The following is a 17,174-nucleotide window of genomic DNA, read 5'->3' as shown; positions in this document are numbered from 1 at the left end:
CTTTGTCGTTTGTCCACTCGCTGTCCTTTCTGTTTGCCAAAGTGATACAGTTATATGCCGAATCGGGGCATAAAATGTCTGTCCTTTAACGAAAACTATAGGAAAGGCAGTGTAAGAAAAACGTGTCTGTCGACGTACTTCTACAGCAGGCAGGCCGCATTTAGCGGATGTTTTTCTTGCGATCATGGAATGGTTCAGCTCCGCTGAAAACTTATAAATTTCTGTGATCTTTACAAAGGAGAGTAATGTGACATGGATAAGCAGCATTTTTATGTATCGGTACACGGCAGAAGCGTTCTTGCCGAACAAGGCGCCGCTCCTTATGAGCTGGTGATGTACTGCACGGTGGGGCAGGCCAGGGAAGTGCAGCAGATGATGGAGGATATGCAGGAGCATGCCGAAGACTCCTTCCTGGCTTATACGTTTCCATGGCCGGATACGCCGGAGGATGATGTCAATTCGCAGTACACGGAGAGCCTGAACAAGCTGTACCGGAAAATATACGAATACGGCACGGCAGAAACGCGCCAGCATCTGACGGAGAACAAAATGCTGGGTTATACTTGATTTCTGAATTCAAGCTGACCGGGAGAGGAGGAAAACATGTATTATATTAAGGATGCCAAGGTGCGGCGGATGACGGAACTGGACGGGGTCCGCTGCGCCGAGATCGGCGTGCTGCCAGGGGCGGTTGGCGATCCCGCGCTTTTGGCTTATGTGGCCGAGCAGACGCCGGGCTGCTACGACCTGATCCGGCTGATCCGCAACGATGCCGACACAGAGCTCGACTGGTACGACAACAGCATGCATCAGGCGTATATCGATGTGACGATGCAGGCGTTCGAAGGCAGCTTTTTTCTGACGGCCGACGAGGAGCGGGATCTGTTCCTGCGCGATCTGATCTCTTTTGGGAACATAGAGGAGGATCTGCGGAGCAGGTTCGCAAAGTAAACGCAGCCATAATTTAAGAAACATAGGAGGCAGACTCCCGCCCCATACTATGGTTTAGGGGAGGTGAGCTAAATGGCGGACTTCACGAACAAAAAAGGCAAGAGAAGCAAGTACGCCCGACAAAACGCTTTTGCGGGTGGAGTGACGAGCAGAAATTCGAGAAATTTGGCTGTGCCCCATAACCCAAGACGTTTTGGCAACCAGTAACCTCCTTGAACCATGAACAAACCTCCGGGGATATCCCTGGAGGTTTGTTCAGCTGTTCTTTGCTGTTCACGCTTCACGCATATTCGCGAAGCACCTGAATGCCTTTCACGATGTTGTAGACGAACGTGCCGAAGTAAATAACGCAGAACAGCAGGATATATCCCAGGATCGAGCCGGCATGGTGGGCTGCCAAAGTAAAAAACAGCAGCGGTACGGCCGCAATGAATGGCAGCAGATGCGAGAGCAGCGCTCGCTTGGCATGCCTGGCGACGTATTCGTCCCGGACGGCGATCCATACGATCACCGGCAGGATAAACGGGGCGAAAAATATGCTGAAGTAGGAAAGTGAAGATAACAACTGTCGCATGGAAATGCTCCTTTACAACTTATTTTGTTAAGTTATTACCCATAGTATTTCCCGCCAATCGGCTTTCTCATTTTCCTCTTGAAAAATTGGCTAAATGCGGTATAATAAATAACGCATTCGCTTTTTTTATTACATAACAAGTCCCAGTAGCTCAGCTGGATAGAGCAACGGCCTTCTAAGCCGTCGGTCGGGGGTTCGAATCCCTCCTGGGACGTACAAGGAAAGCCCTCACTTGAGGGCTTTTTCTTTAGATATAAGCAAGTGGAGCAAGAAGGGAGAGAGACCGGATGAATCAAGGTATTAAAGTATCACAGTGGACCGCAATTCTGATCGAGCAGGCGAAGCGGGCCGGACTGTCTGCGGCCGCCATCGCTGAAGCTGTCCATCAAAAGGACGCTGAGCCGTTTATCCAGGCAGGGCTCGAGGGCGAGCGTTATGTCAACCTGTTCGGCTACTCGGAGGAACACGGGGAGCCGCTGGCCCAAGCGGCAACGGAAGGCTACCGCATGACGTTTAACACGCGGAACGGGCTGAAAAACTGGCTGGTGCAGCGTTTTGGCCTGGATGAGGAAAAAGACTTTGAGGTTGGCGATGGCGTGATTCACGGGCTGCGGCTCACCTTGGAGCAGCTGGCTGCATTGCAAAAAGCACTGGCCGTAAATTGGGTGATTGCCGGATCGCGCGACCTTCCGGGCGGCATGGTGGAGCTGGATTTGTCCATTCGTGCCCTTCAATCCGCTTCTCAAGCCTAAATCGATCTAAATAGGGTATGCCGGTTAGCCATATATAAAAGGGGCTGTCCCATGCTGTCGTGTCATGCACGACGGTGGGCAGCCCCTTTGTCATTGAGTTTCAATCGCTCCCATCGAACGATTCCTGCTTACTTCCTTGTTAACCACGCCTAGCCGGAAGGTCCACGCTAACTGATCAACATCAGGATGATCGAGGACAATGACAGGCAGGCACTGAGCAAATAGATGAACACGACCGCCTGCTTCGGGCTCAGCCCCCAGGACAGCAGCCGATAATGGAGCTGGCTTCGGTCGGCCTTGTACACCGGCTTGCCGTCCCGATACCGTTTGATTACAACGTAAATGTTATCGAAGATCGGCACGCCAAGCGCCAGCACAGGCACGAGAATGGAAATGACGGTCACCTGTTTAAAGGCTCCGTCCAGGGCGATGATACCGAGCATGAACCCGATAAACGTCGCGCCTGCATCCCCCATGTAAATTTTGGCGGGCGGCTTGTTGTATCTCAAATAACCGAGCGTCACCCCGACCAGCAGCACCGCCATGATCGCGGAATGGGACTGGCCTTTGGCAATAGCAACGATAAACAGCGTCAAGGCCGAAATGGCGGCCACGCCTCCGGACAGCCCGTCCAGCCCGTCCATAAAATTGATGACCGTCGTGACGCCGAAGATCCACAGAATCGTCAGAATAAACTGCAGCCACTCCGGAAACACGACCATATGGCCGGCGAACGGAACGGTGATCCCTTCGAATGAGATCCCTGAATAATAGACGATCACCGCAGCGCCTACCTGCACGAGCGTTTTGGGCAGAGCGGCAAAATCCTTGCCTTTCGTCTTGTACCAGTCATCGATCATGCCGATGCCGAGGATGAGCAGCGAGCCGGCCACAATGCCGGCCATTTCCTTGTCCCAGTGTCCGGTGAGAACGATGTAGGGAACCATGAAGCCGAGAAAGATGGCGATGCTTGCCAGATGCGGTACGGGTTCCTTATGTATTTTGCGATGGGTGGGCCGGTCGACGAAATCAACCCGGATCGCGAGCTTCCTTAAAGGAGGGATCAAAGCCAAAACGATAACAAGCGACACAATAAATCCAATTACATACACAATGGTCAGGCCTCCAATACTTAGCTTTGCAATTTGCTGTCGTTTCATTCAAAGTCTCTGGTTGGTTTTCGGATAGGGTTAAATAGATTGAACTAAAGTTTATTATCGAAATAGTTGGTAAAGCGGCTCAATTAGGCGTTTATTTCTTTAGTTCATTTTACATAGATGTAGCATTTGTATTTTTAACTAGAATAATCGCTATTTTTGCAAAATACAACGATAAAATATTTAATATTTCCATAACATTCCAATCAACCGCTTTTTACAATTCTAGTAGAAAATAGGTCTATAGCACTTATGCTAATAGAAGAAGGGTGAGCCGATGTTGAAGAAAAATAAAATGTTTCAGGTACTCATGGCCTCTGCGGTTGTAACTTCCGTACTGGCCGGAGGAACGGCAGAAGCTGCTTCCGCTGCAAAATCATCATCTGCGGGTCAGGCTGCAAAGATGACGTCGCCAAAACTGAAAGCGGCCAAGGTGGAACTCAGCGTGAACGGCGCGAGCGTCTCCGTCAATGCGGTCCAGCTCAACCAGGCGTACCTGGTAGCCGTGTCAGACATCGTCAAGGCTTTCGGGGCAAGCGCAAGCGCCGCCAAAGGGATCGTCACGATAAAGGATGCGACCGGTTCACGCGTCGTTCAGCTGCAGGCAGGAGTAAAGTCCTATAAGCTGAATGGAGAGGCCGCAGCCTTTACGAACGCTCCTCTGCTTCAAGATGGCAAAACCTACGTAGAGATTCAATCGCTCGTGGAAGCACTGGGCGGGGAATGGATCGCAGGCAGCGGGCAGACGCAGCAGGTATTGACGGTTCAAAGAGCGGAAGGAAGCTATTCTTCGGTACGCTGGAACGCCCAAGGGCAAATCATTGCCAGCCGTGACGACGCGGAGTCCGCCCAAATCGTTAAACTGGACCCGGCAAGCTATGGCAGCACGGTGATCTCGACGGACGAATATGCTGCGGAATTGGCGGTGTCCCCGAACGGGCAGTGGGGAGCTTATACCGATAACGCCGGCCAGCTCTACCTGATGAACCTTGCCAGCGGGCTGTCGCAAAAACTCGGCTCCGACACTTCCGTCAAGACAGATTTGACCTGGTCGGCGGATAACAGCCGGATTTATTTCATCCAGGGCGACAAGCAGGAAAAAATATCTTACATGAATGTCGGCGACGGCAAGGTGACCGAAGTGCTGGCCGACAAAGTGGAGAACAAGTCCGACGTGAGCCTGTCCGCGGACGGCAAACGATTGGTCTATATCGTCAATGTGACCGGCGTGGCCAGCAGCGATAAGGACAGTACGGAAGAATCGCTCAGCATCGACTATTCAGGCGCAGGCCAGCAGCTGTATTCCCTGGACCTCACGGATAAAGAAGCTAAACCGGTTCAGCTAACAACCGCTAAAGACAATAAATTGTATCCTGTCGCACTGGATGGCGGCAAAGCGGCGTATTTGAGCGCCGATCCGGATAGCGTCACTGCCAAGGACGTCATCAAGGTGATCGGCCCAGGCGGCAGCGTCCAGGACCTGGCGAGCATCATCGATGTGACGGTCATTGCGCCCGGGCCATCCGGAACGCTTGCTGCAGCGGGCATCGCCGCCGACGGCAGCACGAAAGTGCTGAAGATCGACAGCGGCAGCCAGGCGCAGCTTTACAGCACGTCCGGAACCGTCAGCGAGCTGGCGGTGTCTGCGGACGGCAGCCGGATCGCGCTGATCGAGGACGGCAGGATTGTAGTCATAACAGGCGGAAAGACCATTCAGCTTACCAAATAAAAGCGGTTCTTAACCGAAAAGGAGAATAAACGATGAAACTGTTCAAAAAATTAACGCTGGCTGCCGTCACTTCCCTGGTAGCGGTAACCACTCTGGTCGGCTCCGCTAGCGCCGCCTCCGGCATCTCCGGCAAAATTACGATTAACGGGTCCACTGCGCTGCTTCCGCTCACGCTTCAGGCAGCCAAGGAATTCCAGAAAATCAATCCGAAAGTCAGAATCTCCGCTTCCGGCAAAGGCTCGGTAACCGGACCGCAGGCTGTGAAGAAGGGCATTGCCGACATCGGGGCGTGCGACTGGGACGCCAGCATGGACGTACCGGGCTTCAAGGCTTTTGAAGGCCAGGTAGCGAACAAGGTGGCCGTCATTCCTTTTGCGACAGTCACCAACAAAAACGTGAAGGTGAACAACCTGACCACCGAACAGCTGAAAGGGATTTTCTCCGGCAAAATCACGAACTGGAAAGAAGTCGGCGGTGACAACGCGGACATCGTCGTCATCACGCGCGCCTTCGGCTCCGGCACCCGCGTCAACTATCAGGCCAAAGCGCTGGCTGGCGGCGACATCGTCAAAAAGGCCAAAAACTACAAGGAAGTCGGCTCCAGCGGCGACATGAAAACCGCCGTAGCCACAACGCCGAACGCCATCGGATACATCGACCTGGTGTACGTAAACAGCGACATCAAGGCGCTGAGCTATAACGGCGTGCAGCCAACAACGGACAATGTCATCAACGGCAGCTACAAAATTTGGGCATACGGATATTACATGACCAAAGGCCAGCCGACCGGCGCTACCAAAGCATTTATCGAGTATGTTCAAAGCGCGAAATTCCAGCAGGGTTCCCTGAAAAAACTGAAATTCATTCCGATTTCCGCCATGCGTTAAGGCAAGTGGATTGAGCTGATCCAAGCCAAGCCATATTCATGATCGCGGCCAGCCCTCAAATACTGATGGGGCTGGCCGCTTTATAGGAGGAGAGCCAGTTTGAGCACCCCCGTGCAGCAGTACGTGCCCGAGGAACGTCAGGTGCTGACCCCGCCCGCGAAGCGTCGCAGGTTCAGCCGCAGCGCCAGGGTCCGTTTCACCAACCGCATGTTTACGTATTATTTCTGGTTCAGCATATTGGCGCTGTGCCTGGTGCTGGGCCTGGTGATCTTTTTTATCGGCAAAACCGCGCTTCTGACCTTCCGCGACATCTCTTTTGCGGATTTCTTCCTTTCCTTTAACTGGACTCCGGAAGAGGAGCACTACGGTGCAGCCGCGTTTATCATCAACACCCTGTCCCTGACGGCGCTTACGCTTGTGCTGGCCGTGCCGGTATCCGTCGGGCTGGCGGTGCTGATCGCCGAGATCGCGCCCGGCTGGCTGAAAAACGCCATGCGGCCGATTCTGGACCTGCTGGTCGGGGTTCCTTCCATCGTCTACGGATACCTCGGCCTGACGGTGCTGATTCCGTTTTTGCGCCGGCTGAGCGGGGAGAATCTGGGCGACGGGCTGCTGGCGGCGGCGCTCGTGCTCGCCCTGATGGTACTGCCGACGATTTGCCGGATCAGCGACGACGCGATTTCCGCCGTGCCGAAAAAATACCGCGAAGCTGCGTATGCCATGGGCTCCACGCGCCTGCAGGTCATGATGCGGGTTGTCCTTCCCGCCGCCGGCAGAGGCATCATTGCGGCGGTGATTATGGGAATGACCCGGGCGATCGGGGAGACGATGGCGGTGGTGATGGTCATCGGCAACACGGCGCAGCTCGCCAAGTCCCTGTTTACGCCGGCTTCGGTGCTGACCAGCAACATCGTGATGCAGATTTCCAACGTGGAGTTTGACTCCACCTGGAATTACGCGCTGCACATGATGGCCTTCCTGCTGCTCATCATCTCGTTTGTCCTGATTTTGTTCATCCGCTATTTGGGACGCAAAGGGAGGGAGCAGGCATGAGCGAATGGACGCGCACCCGCAAAATGCAAAGATCGCTTGTGTACGACCGGCTGGCAACGTACGGGTTCTACGGGCTCGGCATCCTGGTTCTGCTGCTGATCTTCTGGCTGCTGCTGACCATCCTGGGCAAAGGGCTGCCCGGGCTGAGCCTCGAGTTTTTGATGAAGCTGCCCGAGGACATGGACCCCGGCGGCGGTATCGGGCCGGTGCTGTTCAACTCGTTTTATATTTTGATTCTGTCGCTGCTTATTTCTGTTCCGATTGGGGTCGGAGCAGGGATCTACATGGCGGAGTACGCCCCGCCGAATAAATTTACAGAGGTGCTGCGGATTTGCGTCGAGAGCCTCTCCTCCGTTCCGTCGATCGTATTCGGGATGCTGGGCTTGGCCATTTTTGCTGAGTACTTTCAAATCGGCCTGACCATTCTCGGCGGAGCGGTTTCCCTGGCCTTCCTCAACCTGCCGATGCTGGCCCGGGTGACGGAGGAAGCGGTGCGCGCGGTGCAAAATGACGTAAAGAACGCATCCTATGCCCTCGGGATGACCAAATTCCAATGCATCCGGACCGTCGTTATCCCGATGGCCATGCAGGGGATAGTGACGGGCATCTGCCTCGTAGCGGGCCGGGCCTTCGGGGAATCGGCCGTCATCCTCCTGACCGCTGGGCTCAGCACCTCCGGGGAGATGTGGGACTTCAATCTGTTCTCACCGGGTGAGACGCTGGCGGTACACCTCTGGTACGTGCAGTCGGAAGCGATTGTGGAGGATGCCCGCCAGATCGCCGACAAGTCGGCCGCGGTGCTGGTCATCGTCGTCCTCCTGATGAACCTGCTGTTCCGCATTCCGCTGTGGATCAGCAACCGGCGCCTGAAGAAATAGGGCCTTCTAGAGGTTGTTCAAAAAGTCGGCTTTTGATAAGAAAACCAATCGAGGCCAATCAGGGATGAGTGACCGCGATTAAAATGTTGGTTTTCTTGCGATATCGAATTTCATCAGCTCTGCTGATAACGAATAAATTCTATATCTAGCACGAAGTAAATCGGGAAGCTGATTCGGCATCGAATCTTGAATTCAGCCGGGTCTAAGGTGGATGCTTGCGTAGTATGTTTCCTTCGGAAACATTTCAGGTGCTCACGTACCCACTACGTACGCTCTGCTCCTCAGCCCCTAGCTTCATCCAATCTTCTCGGTGCTGAAAACCGACCTTTTTGAACTTGCATTTATATGTATTCATACCGAAATAAGCTTTGATCTAGGAAAAAAAGGGCTGTCTTCCGGCAGAATGACTCTGTCGGCGAGACAGCCCTTTAAGGTTGACTGATTGATCAGCTTATTCAGCGAAGCTGAACGCTTGGGATTGCTACAAGCGATTAACTTTCGGCTGAAGGTGGTCAGCATTGTGTCTTCAACGGCCCGTAATAATATCCAGCTGTGCGGAAGTATCATATACCATCTGGTAAGGGTCGGAGCTGTACGGAGTGAGCTCGGCCGTGACGGTATCCGTGTAGCCGATCTCGTTCAACGCCCGCCGCACTTCGTTCCAGTTGACGCTGCCCGACAGCAGCGGGACGAAGCCGTTCGGTCCGGCTGCCGGATTAAAGTCCTTCACGTGGACTTTGCGGATCCGCTCGCCCAGCGTCCGGATCCAATGCTCGGGATAGCCGAAGAGGAGGACGTTTCCGATGTCAAAATAGGCTCCGGCCCAGGGCGAATCGAGTTCGTCGATATACCGGGCCATCTCCATCGGGGAGAGCAGAAATTTGTTCCAGACGTTCTCGATGCCGATATGAACGCCGTGCTGTTCGGCCAGCGGAATGAGTTCCCGCAGTTCTTCCTGGCTGCGACAATAACATTCCTCATAGGTGACGGAAGGCGTCACCGCCCCGGGAACGACCAGCACGGTGTCCATCCCGAGCAGGGATGCAAGCTCCAGCTGCCGGGTGACGATCTCCCGTCCGCCGGCGCGGACATCCGGATCCGCCGCGGACAGGGGGGATTTCCACAGCATGCCTGTCGACAGGCTGCGCAGCTGAATGCTGTGACGGGAAGCCAGGGCCAGTACGGCCTCCGCCTCCTGGGCGGTGGTGTCCATGGTCAGCCCGGTTCCGCCGGACGGATACAGGTTCAGCTCGACGGCATCGTAACCCGCCTGCTCCGCATGAAGAAAAATCGTCTCGAGCGGGGTTCCCTCCGGAAATCCCCATTGATTTATCGACTTCAGCATCGCTTCATACACCCCTTTGTCAGGTTTAGGTTCAGAGCTCTGCAGGCGAAACGGCGGCCAATCGCTCCGCTGAGCGGTATGCAGCCAGGGCCACTTCGAGCGCCTTGAGCCCGTCGACGCCTGTCACGTTCGCCTCGGTCTTGCCTTCCGCGATCGAGGCTACAAAATCCCGGACCAGGCCGAAGTCCATATCGTCGCCCCAGAAATGGTGCCGGTAACCGCGCTCTTCGCTGAATACGTTCAGCTTCTGTCCGAAGGCGTCGATCGTCAGGGTGCCGGCCGTCCCGACGATTTCCAGCGTCACGTCGCCCCAGGTCGGGAAGGAAGGATTCCTGGACCAGCTGCAGTCCAGCGTGGCAAAGACGCCGTTGTCAAATTCGATCGACAGAATTCCGCAGTCATCGATGGGGGCGGCGGACATGAGCTGCCCGATTTCCGCGTACACCTCTTTGACCTCCGCGCCGGTGAACCAGCGCATGATATCGGCGACATGAACGGTGTGGTCAATGACCGCTCCGCCGCCGGACAGGGCGGGGTCGACAAACCATCCGCCCGGATTTTGCCCGCGGTTGGTCCCCTTCATGGCGAGGATCCGGCCGAGCTTGCCTTCGTCGATCATTTGCTTGGCCCGGATGACGGACCGATTGTACCGGACCGTGAAGGCCGTCTGCAGCATGACGCCGGCGGCTTTGCAGGCCTCGATCATGTCCCGGGCGTCCGCGGCATTGGTCGATATGGGCTTTTCGCACAGCACATGGACCCCCGCCTTGGCGGCCGCAAGGACATGCTCCTTATGGTTTGCGTTCTCCGACGTAACGACGATCCCGCTGAGGCCTTGGGACAGAAGCTCGGCATAATCGCCGTAATAGCTGGTGCCAAGGATGCCGGCAAACTTTTGGCCCCGCTGCTCATCGGGATCGTAAATGCCGGCGAGCTCCACTCCTTCCAATTGGATCAGCGCTTTCGCATAACTGTATGCGTGCATATGGGCAAAACTGGCGATGCCGATTTTCATGAACCGATCACTCCTTTGCTGCTCGGGTCGGCTGCACCGGTCCCCAGATGAACCGGCCGCCCGGTCTCCATCGATTTCAGCGCCGAGAGCGCAATCTGAAGCGCCTTATAGGCGTCTTCCGCGGTTACGATCGGCTCTTCATCCTGCTCGATGCAATTCAGGAAATGGCGAAGCTCCTGGAAATACGGGTTTTCCTCGACCGGGCTTTCCGGAACGGGTACGCCGCCGCCTCCGCCTGCATGCCCGCCGCGGTGAAAAGACAGCAGCGGCTGATCCCGGGCGCTGTCATAGCCGATGATCCCCTGCGTGCCGGCCATCTCCAGGTTCATGGAGAAGCCTTCATGCGACCAGGTTCCCTCGACGTGGGCGATGGTGCCGCTTTGAAAGCGGAGGGTCACGAGCGAATAGTCCAGCTGGGCGTGAACTCTCCCATGGAGCCCCTTGGCATATACACGTTCCACTTCGCCGAAGCACCAGCGAAGAAAATCGAAATCGTGGATCATGGCGTCCAGCGTAATGCCGCCGCTGGCACCGAAATCGCTGTACCAGTGCTGCCAGCCGATCGGATACCCTCCGCCGCGGCCCGCGCGGATGACGGCCGGCTTGCCGATGACGCCATCATCCAGCAGCTGCTTGGCATGCGCATATTCGTGGAAGAAGCGGAGAACATGCCCGACAAACAGCCGGACACCACGCGAACGGCAGTGGTCGATCATTTCCCTGGCGTCGACCAGACTGCGCGCCAGCGGTTTCTCGCAGATGACGTGCTTGCCGTCGTCGGCCGCTTGAAGAACAAACTTCTTGTGGAGCGGCGTCGGCAGGCAAACATCGACGACATCGACGCGGTCAAGCGCTTCCATCGCCTCCGCGTAGGAAGTGAACGAAGAGGTGCCGCATGCCTCGGCAACCCGCGCTCCCTTGCCGGCGTCGGTGTCGACGATACCGGCCAAGTGCGCATTCGGCATATCGGCATAGGCTGCGGCATGGGTGCTCCCCATCGCCCCTGCGCCTATAACGAGTACGTGAATCATAACGGTTTTCAGCTCCTTTTATGATGGACCGGTTACACTTGTAAAAGGTCTATTCGTTTTCTTATCCTTTGATGCCATTCATAGCAATTCCTTCTATAAAATAGCGCTGCAGGAAAATGAACAGGATGATGATCGGCAGCGTAGCCATTACTGCACCCGCCATCAGCAGCGGATAATCGGTCGAATGCTGCCCCTGGAAGGAGGAGATGCCGATCGACAGCACGCGCATATCCTCCGAGCTGGTCATGATGAGCGGCCACAGCAGGTCGTTCCATGCCGCCAGAATCGTAAAAATGGCCAAAGAGACGAGAGCGGATTTGGACAGCGGCAGGTAGATGTTCCAATAAATCCGGAAATAGCTGCAGCCGTCGATTTTGGCCGCCTCCTCCAGATCCTTCGGCAGCGTCATGAAAAATTGCCTCAGCAAAAAGGTGCCGAATGCGCTGAAGATGCCGGGGATGATCAGGACATAGAAGGTATCCAGCCAGTTCAGCTGCCGCATGATGACAAAGCTCGGGATCATGACGACCTGGGACGGCACCATGAGCACGGCAAGCAGGGCGAGAAAAATGACGTTTTTCCCCGGGAATTTCAGGCAGGCGAAGGAGTATGCGGCCAGGGAACACAGCAGCAGTTGTCCGGCTGTCCGGCCTAGCGTCACCAGAATCGTATTGAGGTAGTAAGTGCCGAAATCGATGGTGGTCAGCACCTTGGCGTAATTTTCAAAATGCCATTCCGACGGCAGCAGCGTAGGGGGCACCTTCATGGAATCCGCAAAGGATTTAAACGATGTGGACAGCATCCAGACAAAAGGGGTCACCATCAGGACGGCTCCCGCGATCAGCAGAATATGAACGGCCAGCCGTCTTCCGCGGTCGGAAGTTCGGGTTATCATGACAGCCTCTCCTCCTCATGAAGGTTATTGATAATGAACCCAGCGTTTTTGGAAATACATCTGAAACGCGGTGATGATCAGGATGACGATAAACAGGATGAACGCCTCCGCCGAAGCGTAGCCCATGTTGAAGTACTTGAAGCCGTCCTCCCAAATGCTGTACACGACGGTGCGCGTGGAATCGAGCAGGGAGGTTTGCTGTCCCATCATGATGAAGACGAGGTCGAATACCTGGAAAGAGTTGATGAAGGACATGACGAGCACGAAAAACAAGCTCGGCGTCAGCAGCGGCAGCGTTATCCGGAAAAAGCGGTAGACCGTGCCGGCGCCGTCCAGCGACGCTGCTTCGTAATAGCTCGACGGAATTCCCTGCAGCCCCGACAGCAGGATGACGGCGTTGTAACCGACGCTCGTCCAGACGCTGACAATGACGATCGACATGAGCGCAAACTTTTCGTCGAACAGCCAGTTCGGCTGGGGCAGATGCATCGCCCCGAGCACGTAATTGATCAGGCCGAACTCGGAGTTATACAGCCATTTCCACACCATGCCGACCGCGATCGGCATGGTGATGACCGGGATGAAATAGAACGTGCGGTACACGACCATCCCTTTAATATGCTGATTGAGCAGCACGGCGAGCAGCGTGGCAAAGACGATGGACAGCGGGACGGTCGCAACGGTGTAGAGCAGCGTATTCAGCAGGGAGTGCGTAAACTTCTCGTCCTGCATCAGCTGGGTAAAATTGTCGATCCCGTTGAACGCCGGAGCGGACATGCCGTCCCAGTTCGTAAAGGACAGAATCAGGGAAGCGGCGGAAGGCACCATATAAAAGAGGGCCAGACCCAGTGCGACGGGGAGGATAAATACGTACCCCCAGACCGCCTCCTGGATGGCCAGCTTGGAAGTTTTCCGCTTCCGGGCTGCAGGCAGGTTCGGGTCTTTCGACTTGACGGCCAGCGGCGTATTCACCGGCAGCACCATCCTTTCTCTCGAAGTTAAGTGGATACAAGCGTAGACTCTTCTTTAATCCTTCTTCTCTTCCGCGAGAATCTCGTTCATTTTATCGGCTATCGTCTTCAGCGCTTCCTCAAACGACTTTTTCCCGAGGTAGGCGTCCTGAAGCTCCTTGGTCTCCACGTCCTGCCACTCGGCCGTCCGCTCGGACACCGGATACGGCACAGCAAAGTCCAGACTATCTACGAATACCTTCAGGTCAAGGGAAGGGATCGACTTCAGCCAGCCTTCCTCCGTTCCTTTATAAGCGGGAATGCTGAAGCCCGATTCGGCCAGGTACTGCTCGCCTTCTTTGCCGGAAAGCACCTGGATCAGATCCCATGCTTCCTGCTGATGCTTCGTTTTTTCGTTCATCGCCCAGCTCAGGCCGTGAACGATCGTCGCTTTCTGCTTGCCTGCGGGCAGCGGGGCAACCCCCAGCTTGTCTCCCAGCAATTTGTACAGCTCGGGCGCGCTGACGGAAATGGCGGGGAACATGGCGGCTTTGCCGGATCCGAACAGCTGGAGCGGCTTGGTCTCAAGCTGCTGCTGGGCGTTCGGGGAATAGCCCTGGTCCATCAGCTTTTTCTCCCATTGAAAAGCAGACAGCGCTTCGGGCGAATCGAAGCCGGATTTCGTTTTATCTTCGGAGATGATGTAACCGCCGGCCTGGTGGATCAAATCGTAATATCCGGACTGGCTGTCAATCAAAGCGGTGTAGCCGTACACGCCGTTCTGCTTGTCCGTCAGCTTGGCGGCATTCTGCTCGATCGTATCCCAGGTCCAGCTGCCGTCCGGGTAAGACACGCCGGCTTTGTCGAAAAGTTCTTTATTGTAGTAGAGTCCAACCGCATCGAGGAAATAAGGAAGTCCATAAAGATGATCGTTGTAGGTGTACAGATTGACGAGGGCGTCAGTGTAAACGGAGGTATCGAGCTTGCTTTCATCAATAAGCGGCTGCAGATCCTTGATCCAGCCTTTGGAGGCATAAGCGTAGAAGTTGGGGCCGTTCATCCAGAAAACATCGGGCCCACTATTGCCGGCGAGACTTGTTTTCAATTTGGTCCAGTAGTCGGCCCAAGGGGTGTAAGTTACTTTGACTTCCACGTCGGGGTGGTTTTTCTTGTACAGCTCAATCGATTTGTTGACGGTGTCCTTCACGTTCTCATCCCATAGAGCCACGTTGATTACTTTTTTGCCGCCGGCTTCTCCGGAAGAGCCGCCGTAGCCCGTCATTACAGCAGTGAACAGAAACAGGAACACGAGGATGATCGACATTTTTCTAGCCATTCCAATAACCTCCTCTAAATATGGTTCTTGCACTCATTCTTGATCTGCCGCAGTTCCAATGATGTACGAATTCTCCCCCCTTATCTTGCGAAAATCCATCGCCATACTTATTCCAATAATCAAAATAAGTAGATGCCAACTGACCATTCAATGTGAGGTTTTAGGAAAAGAATGGCATCTATTTGCGTAAGATTATATATTTGGTGATTTTTATTTTCAATAGTTTGATAAATATTTGCATAAAAACTTTTGGAAGGCAGGAAAACGGCGTTTTCAAGTGGAAAGTATCGGTTTCCGCATATTTTGGTTATTGGAATATGTTACATGGAATGGAGCATTGGGAACTATATTTTACTGCAAATATGGAATAAGATGGAATATATTGATGCATTTTGCCGAAGAAAGGGGAAGATGGTTGAAAACGATGAGAAAAGGCGATTGGAAACTGATTCAGGAGCTGAACCGGTCGATCATTTTAAATAAAATCCGTCTGGACGGCCCGATCTCCCGGATCGAGCTGGCCAAAGGAAACCGGATTAGCCCCTCCACCGTAGCTGCGGCGGTTCAGGAGCTGATCCGGGAAGGCTATGTGACTGAAATCGGCAGAGGAGAGTCCAGCGGCGGGCGCAAGCCCATTTTGCTGCGATTTGCGCCGGATAACCATTTTTTGTTTGCCGCATCGATCTCAAACACGGTCATCGAGGTTGCCCAATTAAACCTGGAGGCGAATATCCTGCGCAAAGAATCCGCCCCTGTTGGAACGCGGCAGGGAGAAGGCGTCATCGAGCTGATGCTCGGCATGATCGACCGCTTCGTCACCGAAACCGGCAGCCTGGACGCTTGCATCGGCATAGCCGTCACGACACCGGGCGTGGTTAATGTTGAGCAGGGGGTTGTCTACTATAATTCCAAGCTCCGCCTGAATGACGTTCCGGTCAAGCAACTCGTGGAAAGCCGCTATGGGATTAAAACCTGGGTCGAGAACGATACCAACTCGCTCGTGCTTGCGGAACGGCGGTTCGGGAGCTACAGCTCTTTTGCCAATCTGATCTATATTATGGTCGGCAATGGGATTGGGGCGGGCATCCTTGTCAACGACATGATCCTCCGGGGAAAGCTGGGGGGAGCAGGCGAATTCGGCCATACGAGCGTCAACCGGAGCGGAATCCGCTGCGAATGCGGAAACGTCGGCTGCCTGGAGAACTCGGTAAGCTGGCCTGCCGTGCACTCCCGAATGATGGCGGCGATGGCATCGGGCCGGCAGACGCTTATCCACGATTTGACAGGCGGCGACTTCAGCCGGATCGAGCCTGCAGTGTATAAAGAGGCACTGTCTAGAGAGGATCGGCTGGCCATGGACATCACCGAGGAGATCGCCGAGCATCTGGGCGCAGGCATCGTCAACCTGGTGAACCTGTTTAATCCGGGAGCGATCGTGTTAGGCGGGAACGTGGCTCAGGACAATCCTATTCTGCTTCATAAGGTTGAGGAGCATATTTCAAGGTATGCCATGCGTATTTTGAAGGACGATCTGGTTGTTGGGCAGTCTTCGCTTGGCGATGACGGCAAATTAATCGGTGCGGCCGCTGTCGTACTGCAGGATCTGTTTCAGTTTTCGTTAACATAGCCGTCATCCTTCGGTGAGGAGACTGTGAGGAAATGAAAAAGAAACTGGAAAAGGCTTCATACATAAATATGGTTGATGGAAACCGGTTCTAGCAGTACAATAAGGCAGCGGTTCTCGAAGGAATCCCTTAACATCTTTTGCAACCGGCAGAGAAAGGTTTGATATGGTGACGAAGGTAAATGCAATGATGCAGAGGCTGCGTCCTCTCGCCCCATTAGTACTGATGCTCGTTTTTCCCGTTCTGGGGTCGATTTACCAGCTGGTGAACCACCCGAATGACCGCGTGTATTCCCTTGTCACGCAAGCGGATCTGGCTATTCCATTTATAAAATATTTTGCGCTCCCTTACGGCGTATGGATCTTCTATATCTATGCCTGCCTGGTCTACCTTTTCTTTAAGGACCGGAATTTGTATTACCGGGGCATTATACTGTACACGGTATGCGCAATGACATGCTACGGCATTTATCTTGTGTTTCAAACGACGGTGCCAAGGCCGGTCGTGACCGGCAGCGATCCGTTCAGTGAGCTTGTCCGATTTATTTATAAACGGGATCAGCCCTACAACTGTTTTCCGAGCATTCACTGCTTCTCGAGTTACATGGTTATGCGACTCTTTCTGACAAGCAAGGCCCGGAGCCGCATGATCATGATTCTCGTCAGCACGATGTCGATTCTCATCATCGCCTCTACACAGTTCGTGAAACAGCATGTCCTCTGGGACGCTGTTGCGGCGATTGCGATGGTTGAAATCTACCACTTTGTGATCTATGTCCTGCCCGGGGCACACCGCAGCCGGGAGAAAGTACGGCAGCAGAAGGAACTTCAAGCATAAGGCAGCATGCTCTAACAGAGCCCGGCTGCACCAGATCGGCAGCCTTCCGAGTGAAGGCTGCCGTTGCTGCGTTTCAGGGCCGAAGATGGTGCAAAAACGAAAAAATTGTGCAGGAAACCGAAGTTCATGCTACAATGAACCAAACATCCTATGTTTGGA

At 54.4% G+C, this 17,174-nt stretch carries 17 protein-coding genes and 1 tRNA gene; 10 read left to right on the top strand and 8 right to left on the bottom strand.

Annotated elements, in window-relative coordinates; all coding sequences use genetic code 11:
* The first annotated feature begins 252 nt into the window (after nt 1–252).
* Both BCV73_RS20845 and BCV73_RS20840 read left to right on the top strand, forming a co-directional pair.
* The gene (locus BCV73_RS20845; RefSeq protein ID WP_076174234.1) at nt 253–567 is read left to right on the top strand and encodes a hypothetical protein; all 315 of its coding nucleotides are present in this window, start codon (nt 253–255) and stop codon (nt 565–567) included.
* Nucleotides 568–603: 36 nt separating this feature from the next.
* Nucleotides 604–951, top strand: coding sequence for a hypothetical protein (locus tag BCV73_RS20840; RefSeq protein WP_076174236.1), 348 nt, complete (start codon nt 604–606; stop codon nt 949–951).
* A 280-nt stretch (nt 952–1,231) separates the two neighbouring features.
* On the opposite strand, the gene BCV73_RS20835 is transcribed toward BCV73_RS20840, so the two are convergent.
* Nucleotides 1,232–1,525: a magnetosome magnetite crystal formation protein family gene (locus BCV73_RS20835; protein WP_076174239.1), complete on the bottom strand. Its 294-nt coding sequence runs from the start codon at nt 1,523–1,525 to the stop codon at nt 1,232–1,234.
* Between the two features lie 140 nt (nt 1,526–1,665).
* On the opposite strand from BCV73_RS20835, the gene BCV73_RS20830 reads away from it, so the two are divergent.
* A tRNA-Arg gene (locus tag BCV73_RS20830) sits at nt 1,666–1,739 on the top strand.
* 73 nt (nt 1,740–1,812) lie between these two features.
* Nucleotides 1,813–2,277, top strand: coding sequence for a hypothetical protein (locus BCV73_RS20825; protein ID WP_089548405.1), 465 nt, complete (start codon nt 1,813–1,815; stop codon nt 2,275–2,277).
* Nucleotides 2,278–2,444: 167 nt separating this feature from the next.
* On the opposite strand, the gene BCV73_RS20820 is transcribed toward BCV73_RS20825, so the two are convergent.
* A complete protein-coding gene (locus BCV73_RS20820) occupies nt 2,445–3,437 on the bottom strand; it encodes an MraY family glycosyltransferase (protein WP_076174244.1) in 993 nt (330 codons plus the stop codon).
* A 274-nt stretch (nt 3,438–3,711) separates the two neighbouring features.
* Between BCV73_RS20820 and BCV73_RS20815 the strand changes: the two genes are divergently transcribed.
* The 4 genes from BCV73_RS20815 to pstA all read left to right on the top strand — a co-directional run bounded on the left by BCV73_RS20815 (nt 3,712) and on the right by pstA (nt 7,981).
* A complete protein-coding gene (locus tag BCV73_RS20815) occupies nt 3,712–5,163 on the top strand; it encodes a stalk domain-containing protein (RefSeq protein WP_089548404.1) in 1,452 nt (483 codons plus the stop codon).
* Nucleotides 5,164–5,195: 32 nt separating this feature from the next.
* On the top strand, nt 5,196–6,050 hold the full coding sequence (locus BCV73_RS20810) for a phosphate ABC transporter substrate-binding protein (protein ID WP_076174249.1): 855 nt from the start codon (nt 5,196–5,198) through the stop codon (nt 6,048–6,050).
* Nucleotides 6,051–6,149: 99 nt separating this feature from the next.
* Nucleotides 6,150–7,103, top strand: coding sequence for a phosphate ABC transporter permease subunit PstC (gene pstC / locus BCV73_RS20805; protein ID WP_481855797.1), 954 nt, complete (start codon nt 6,150–6,152; stop codon nt 7,101–7,103).
* Nucleotides 7,100–7,981: a phosphate ABC transporter permease PstA gene (gene pstA / locus BCV73_RS20800; protein WP_089548403.1), complete on the top strand. Its 882-nt coding sequence runs from the start codon at nt 7,100–7,102 to the stop codon at nt 7,979–7,981. Before pstC ends, pstA begins: the two co-directional genes overlap by 4 nt.
* A 526-nt stretch (nt 7,982–8,507) precedes the next feature.
* On the opposite strand, the gene BCV73_RS20795 is transcribed toward pstA, so the two are convergent.
* The 6 genes from BCV73_RS20795 to BCV73_RS20770 form a co-directional block, all read right to left on the bottom strand.
* Nucleotides 8,508–9,326: a sugar phosphate isomerase/epimerase family protein gene (locus BCV73_RS20795; RefSeq protein ID WP_089548402.1), complete on the bottom strand. Its 819-nt coding sequence runs from the start codon at nt 9,324–9,326 to the stop codon at nt 8,508–8,510.
* Nucleotides 9,327–9,357: 31 nt separating this feature from the next.
* Nucleotides 9,358–10,341, bottom strand: a complete 984-nt coding sequence (locus BCV73_RS20790; RefSeq protein WP_089548401.1) for a Gfo/Idh/MocA family protein — start codon at nt 10,339–10,341, stop codon at nt 9,358–9,360.
* The gene (locus BCV73_RS20785; RefSeq protein ID WP_089548400.1) at nt 10,338–11,372 is read right to left on the bottom strand and encodes a Gfo/Idh/MocA family protein; all 1,035 of its coding nucleotides are present in this window, start codon (nt 11,370–11,372) and stop codon (nt 10,338–10,340) included. The genes BCV73_RS20790 and BCV73_RS20785 overlap by 4 nt, the downstream gene beginning before the upstream one ends.
* Before the next feature lie 61 nt (nt 11,373–11,433).
* The gene (locus BCV73_RS20780; protein WP_076174262.1) at nt 11,434–12,267 is read right to left on the bottom strand and encodes a carbohydrate ABC transporter permease; all 834 of its coding nucleotides are present in this window, start codon (nt 12,265–12,267) and stop codon (nt 11,434–11,436) included.
* 24 nt (nt 12,268–12,291) lie between these two features.
* Entirely contained in the window at nt 12,292–13,239 is a 948-nt protein-coding gene (locus tag BCV73_RS20775) for a carbohydrate ABC transporter permease (protein ID WP_076174475.1), read from the bottom strand.
* Nucleotides 13,240–13,293: 54 nt separating this feature from the next.
* A complete protein-coding gene (locus BCV73_RS20770) occupies nt 13,294–14,553 on the bottom strand; it encodes an ABC transporter substrate-binding protein (RefSeq protein WP_089548399.1) in 1,260 nt (419 codons plus the stop codon).
* A 424-nt stretch (nt 14,554–14,977) separates the two neighbouring features.
* On the opposite strand from BCV73_RS20770, the gene BCV73_RS20765 reads away from it, so the two are divergent.
* Both BCV73_RS20765 and BCV73_RS20760 read left to right on the top strand, forming a co-directional pair.
* Nucleotides 14,978–16,180, top strand: a complete 1,203-nt coding sequence (locus BCV73_RS20765; protein ID WP_089550341.1) for an ROK family transcriptional regulator — start codon at nt 14,978–14,980, stop codon at nt 16,178–16,180.
* Between the two features lie 223 nt (nt 16,181–16,403).
* Nucleotides 16,404–17,015 (top strand): phosphatase PAP2 family protein, encoded by a 612-nt coding sequence (locus BCV73_RS20760; RefSeq protein WP_218828163.1) that lies wholly within the window; start codon nt 16,404–16,406, stop codon nt 17,013–17,015.
* Nucleotides 17,016–17,174 lie beyond the last annotated feature (159 nt).

The sequence above is a fragment of the Paenibacillus sp. SSG-1 genome, from assembly GCF_002224835.1.
In the GTDB taxonomy this organism is placed as follows: domain Bacteria; phylum Bacillota; class Bacilli; order Paenibacillales; family Paenibacillaceae; genus Paenibacillus_AQ; species Paenibacillus_AQ favisporus.
The sequence above is the reverse complement of the archived record's forward strand: the minus strand, read 5'-3'. Positions and strand labels throughout refer to the sequence as shown.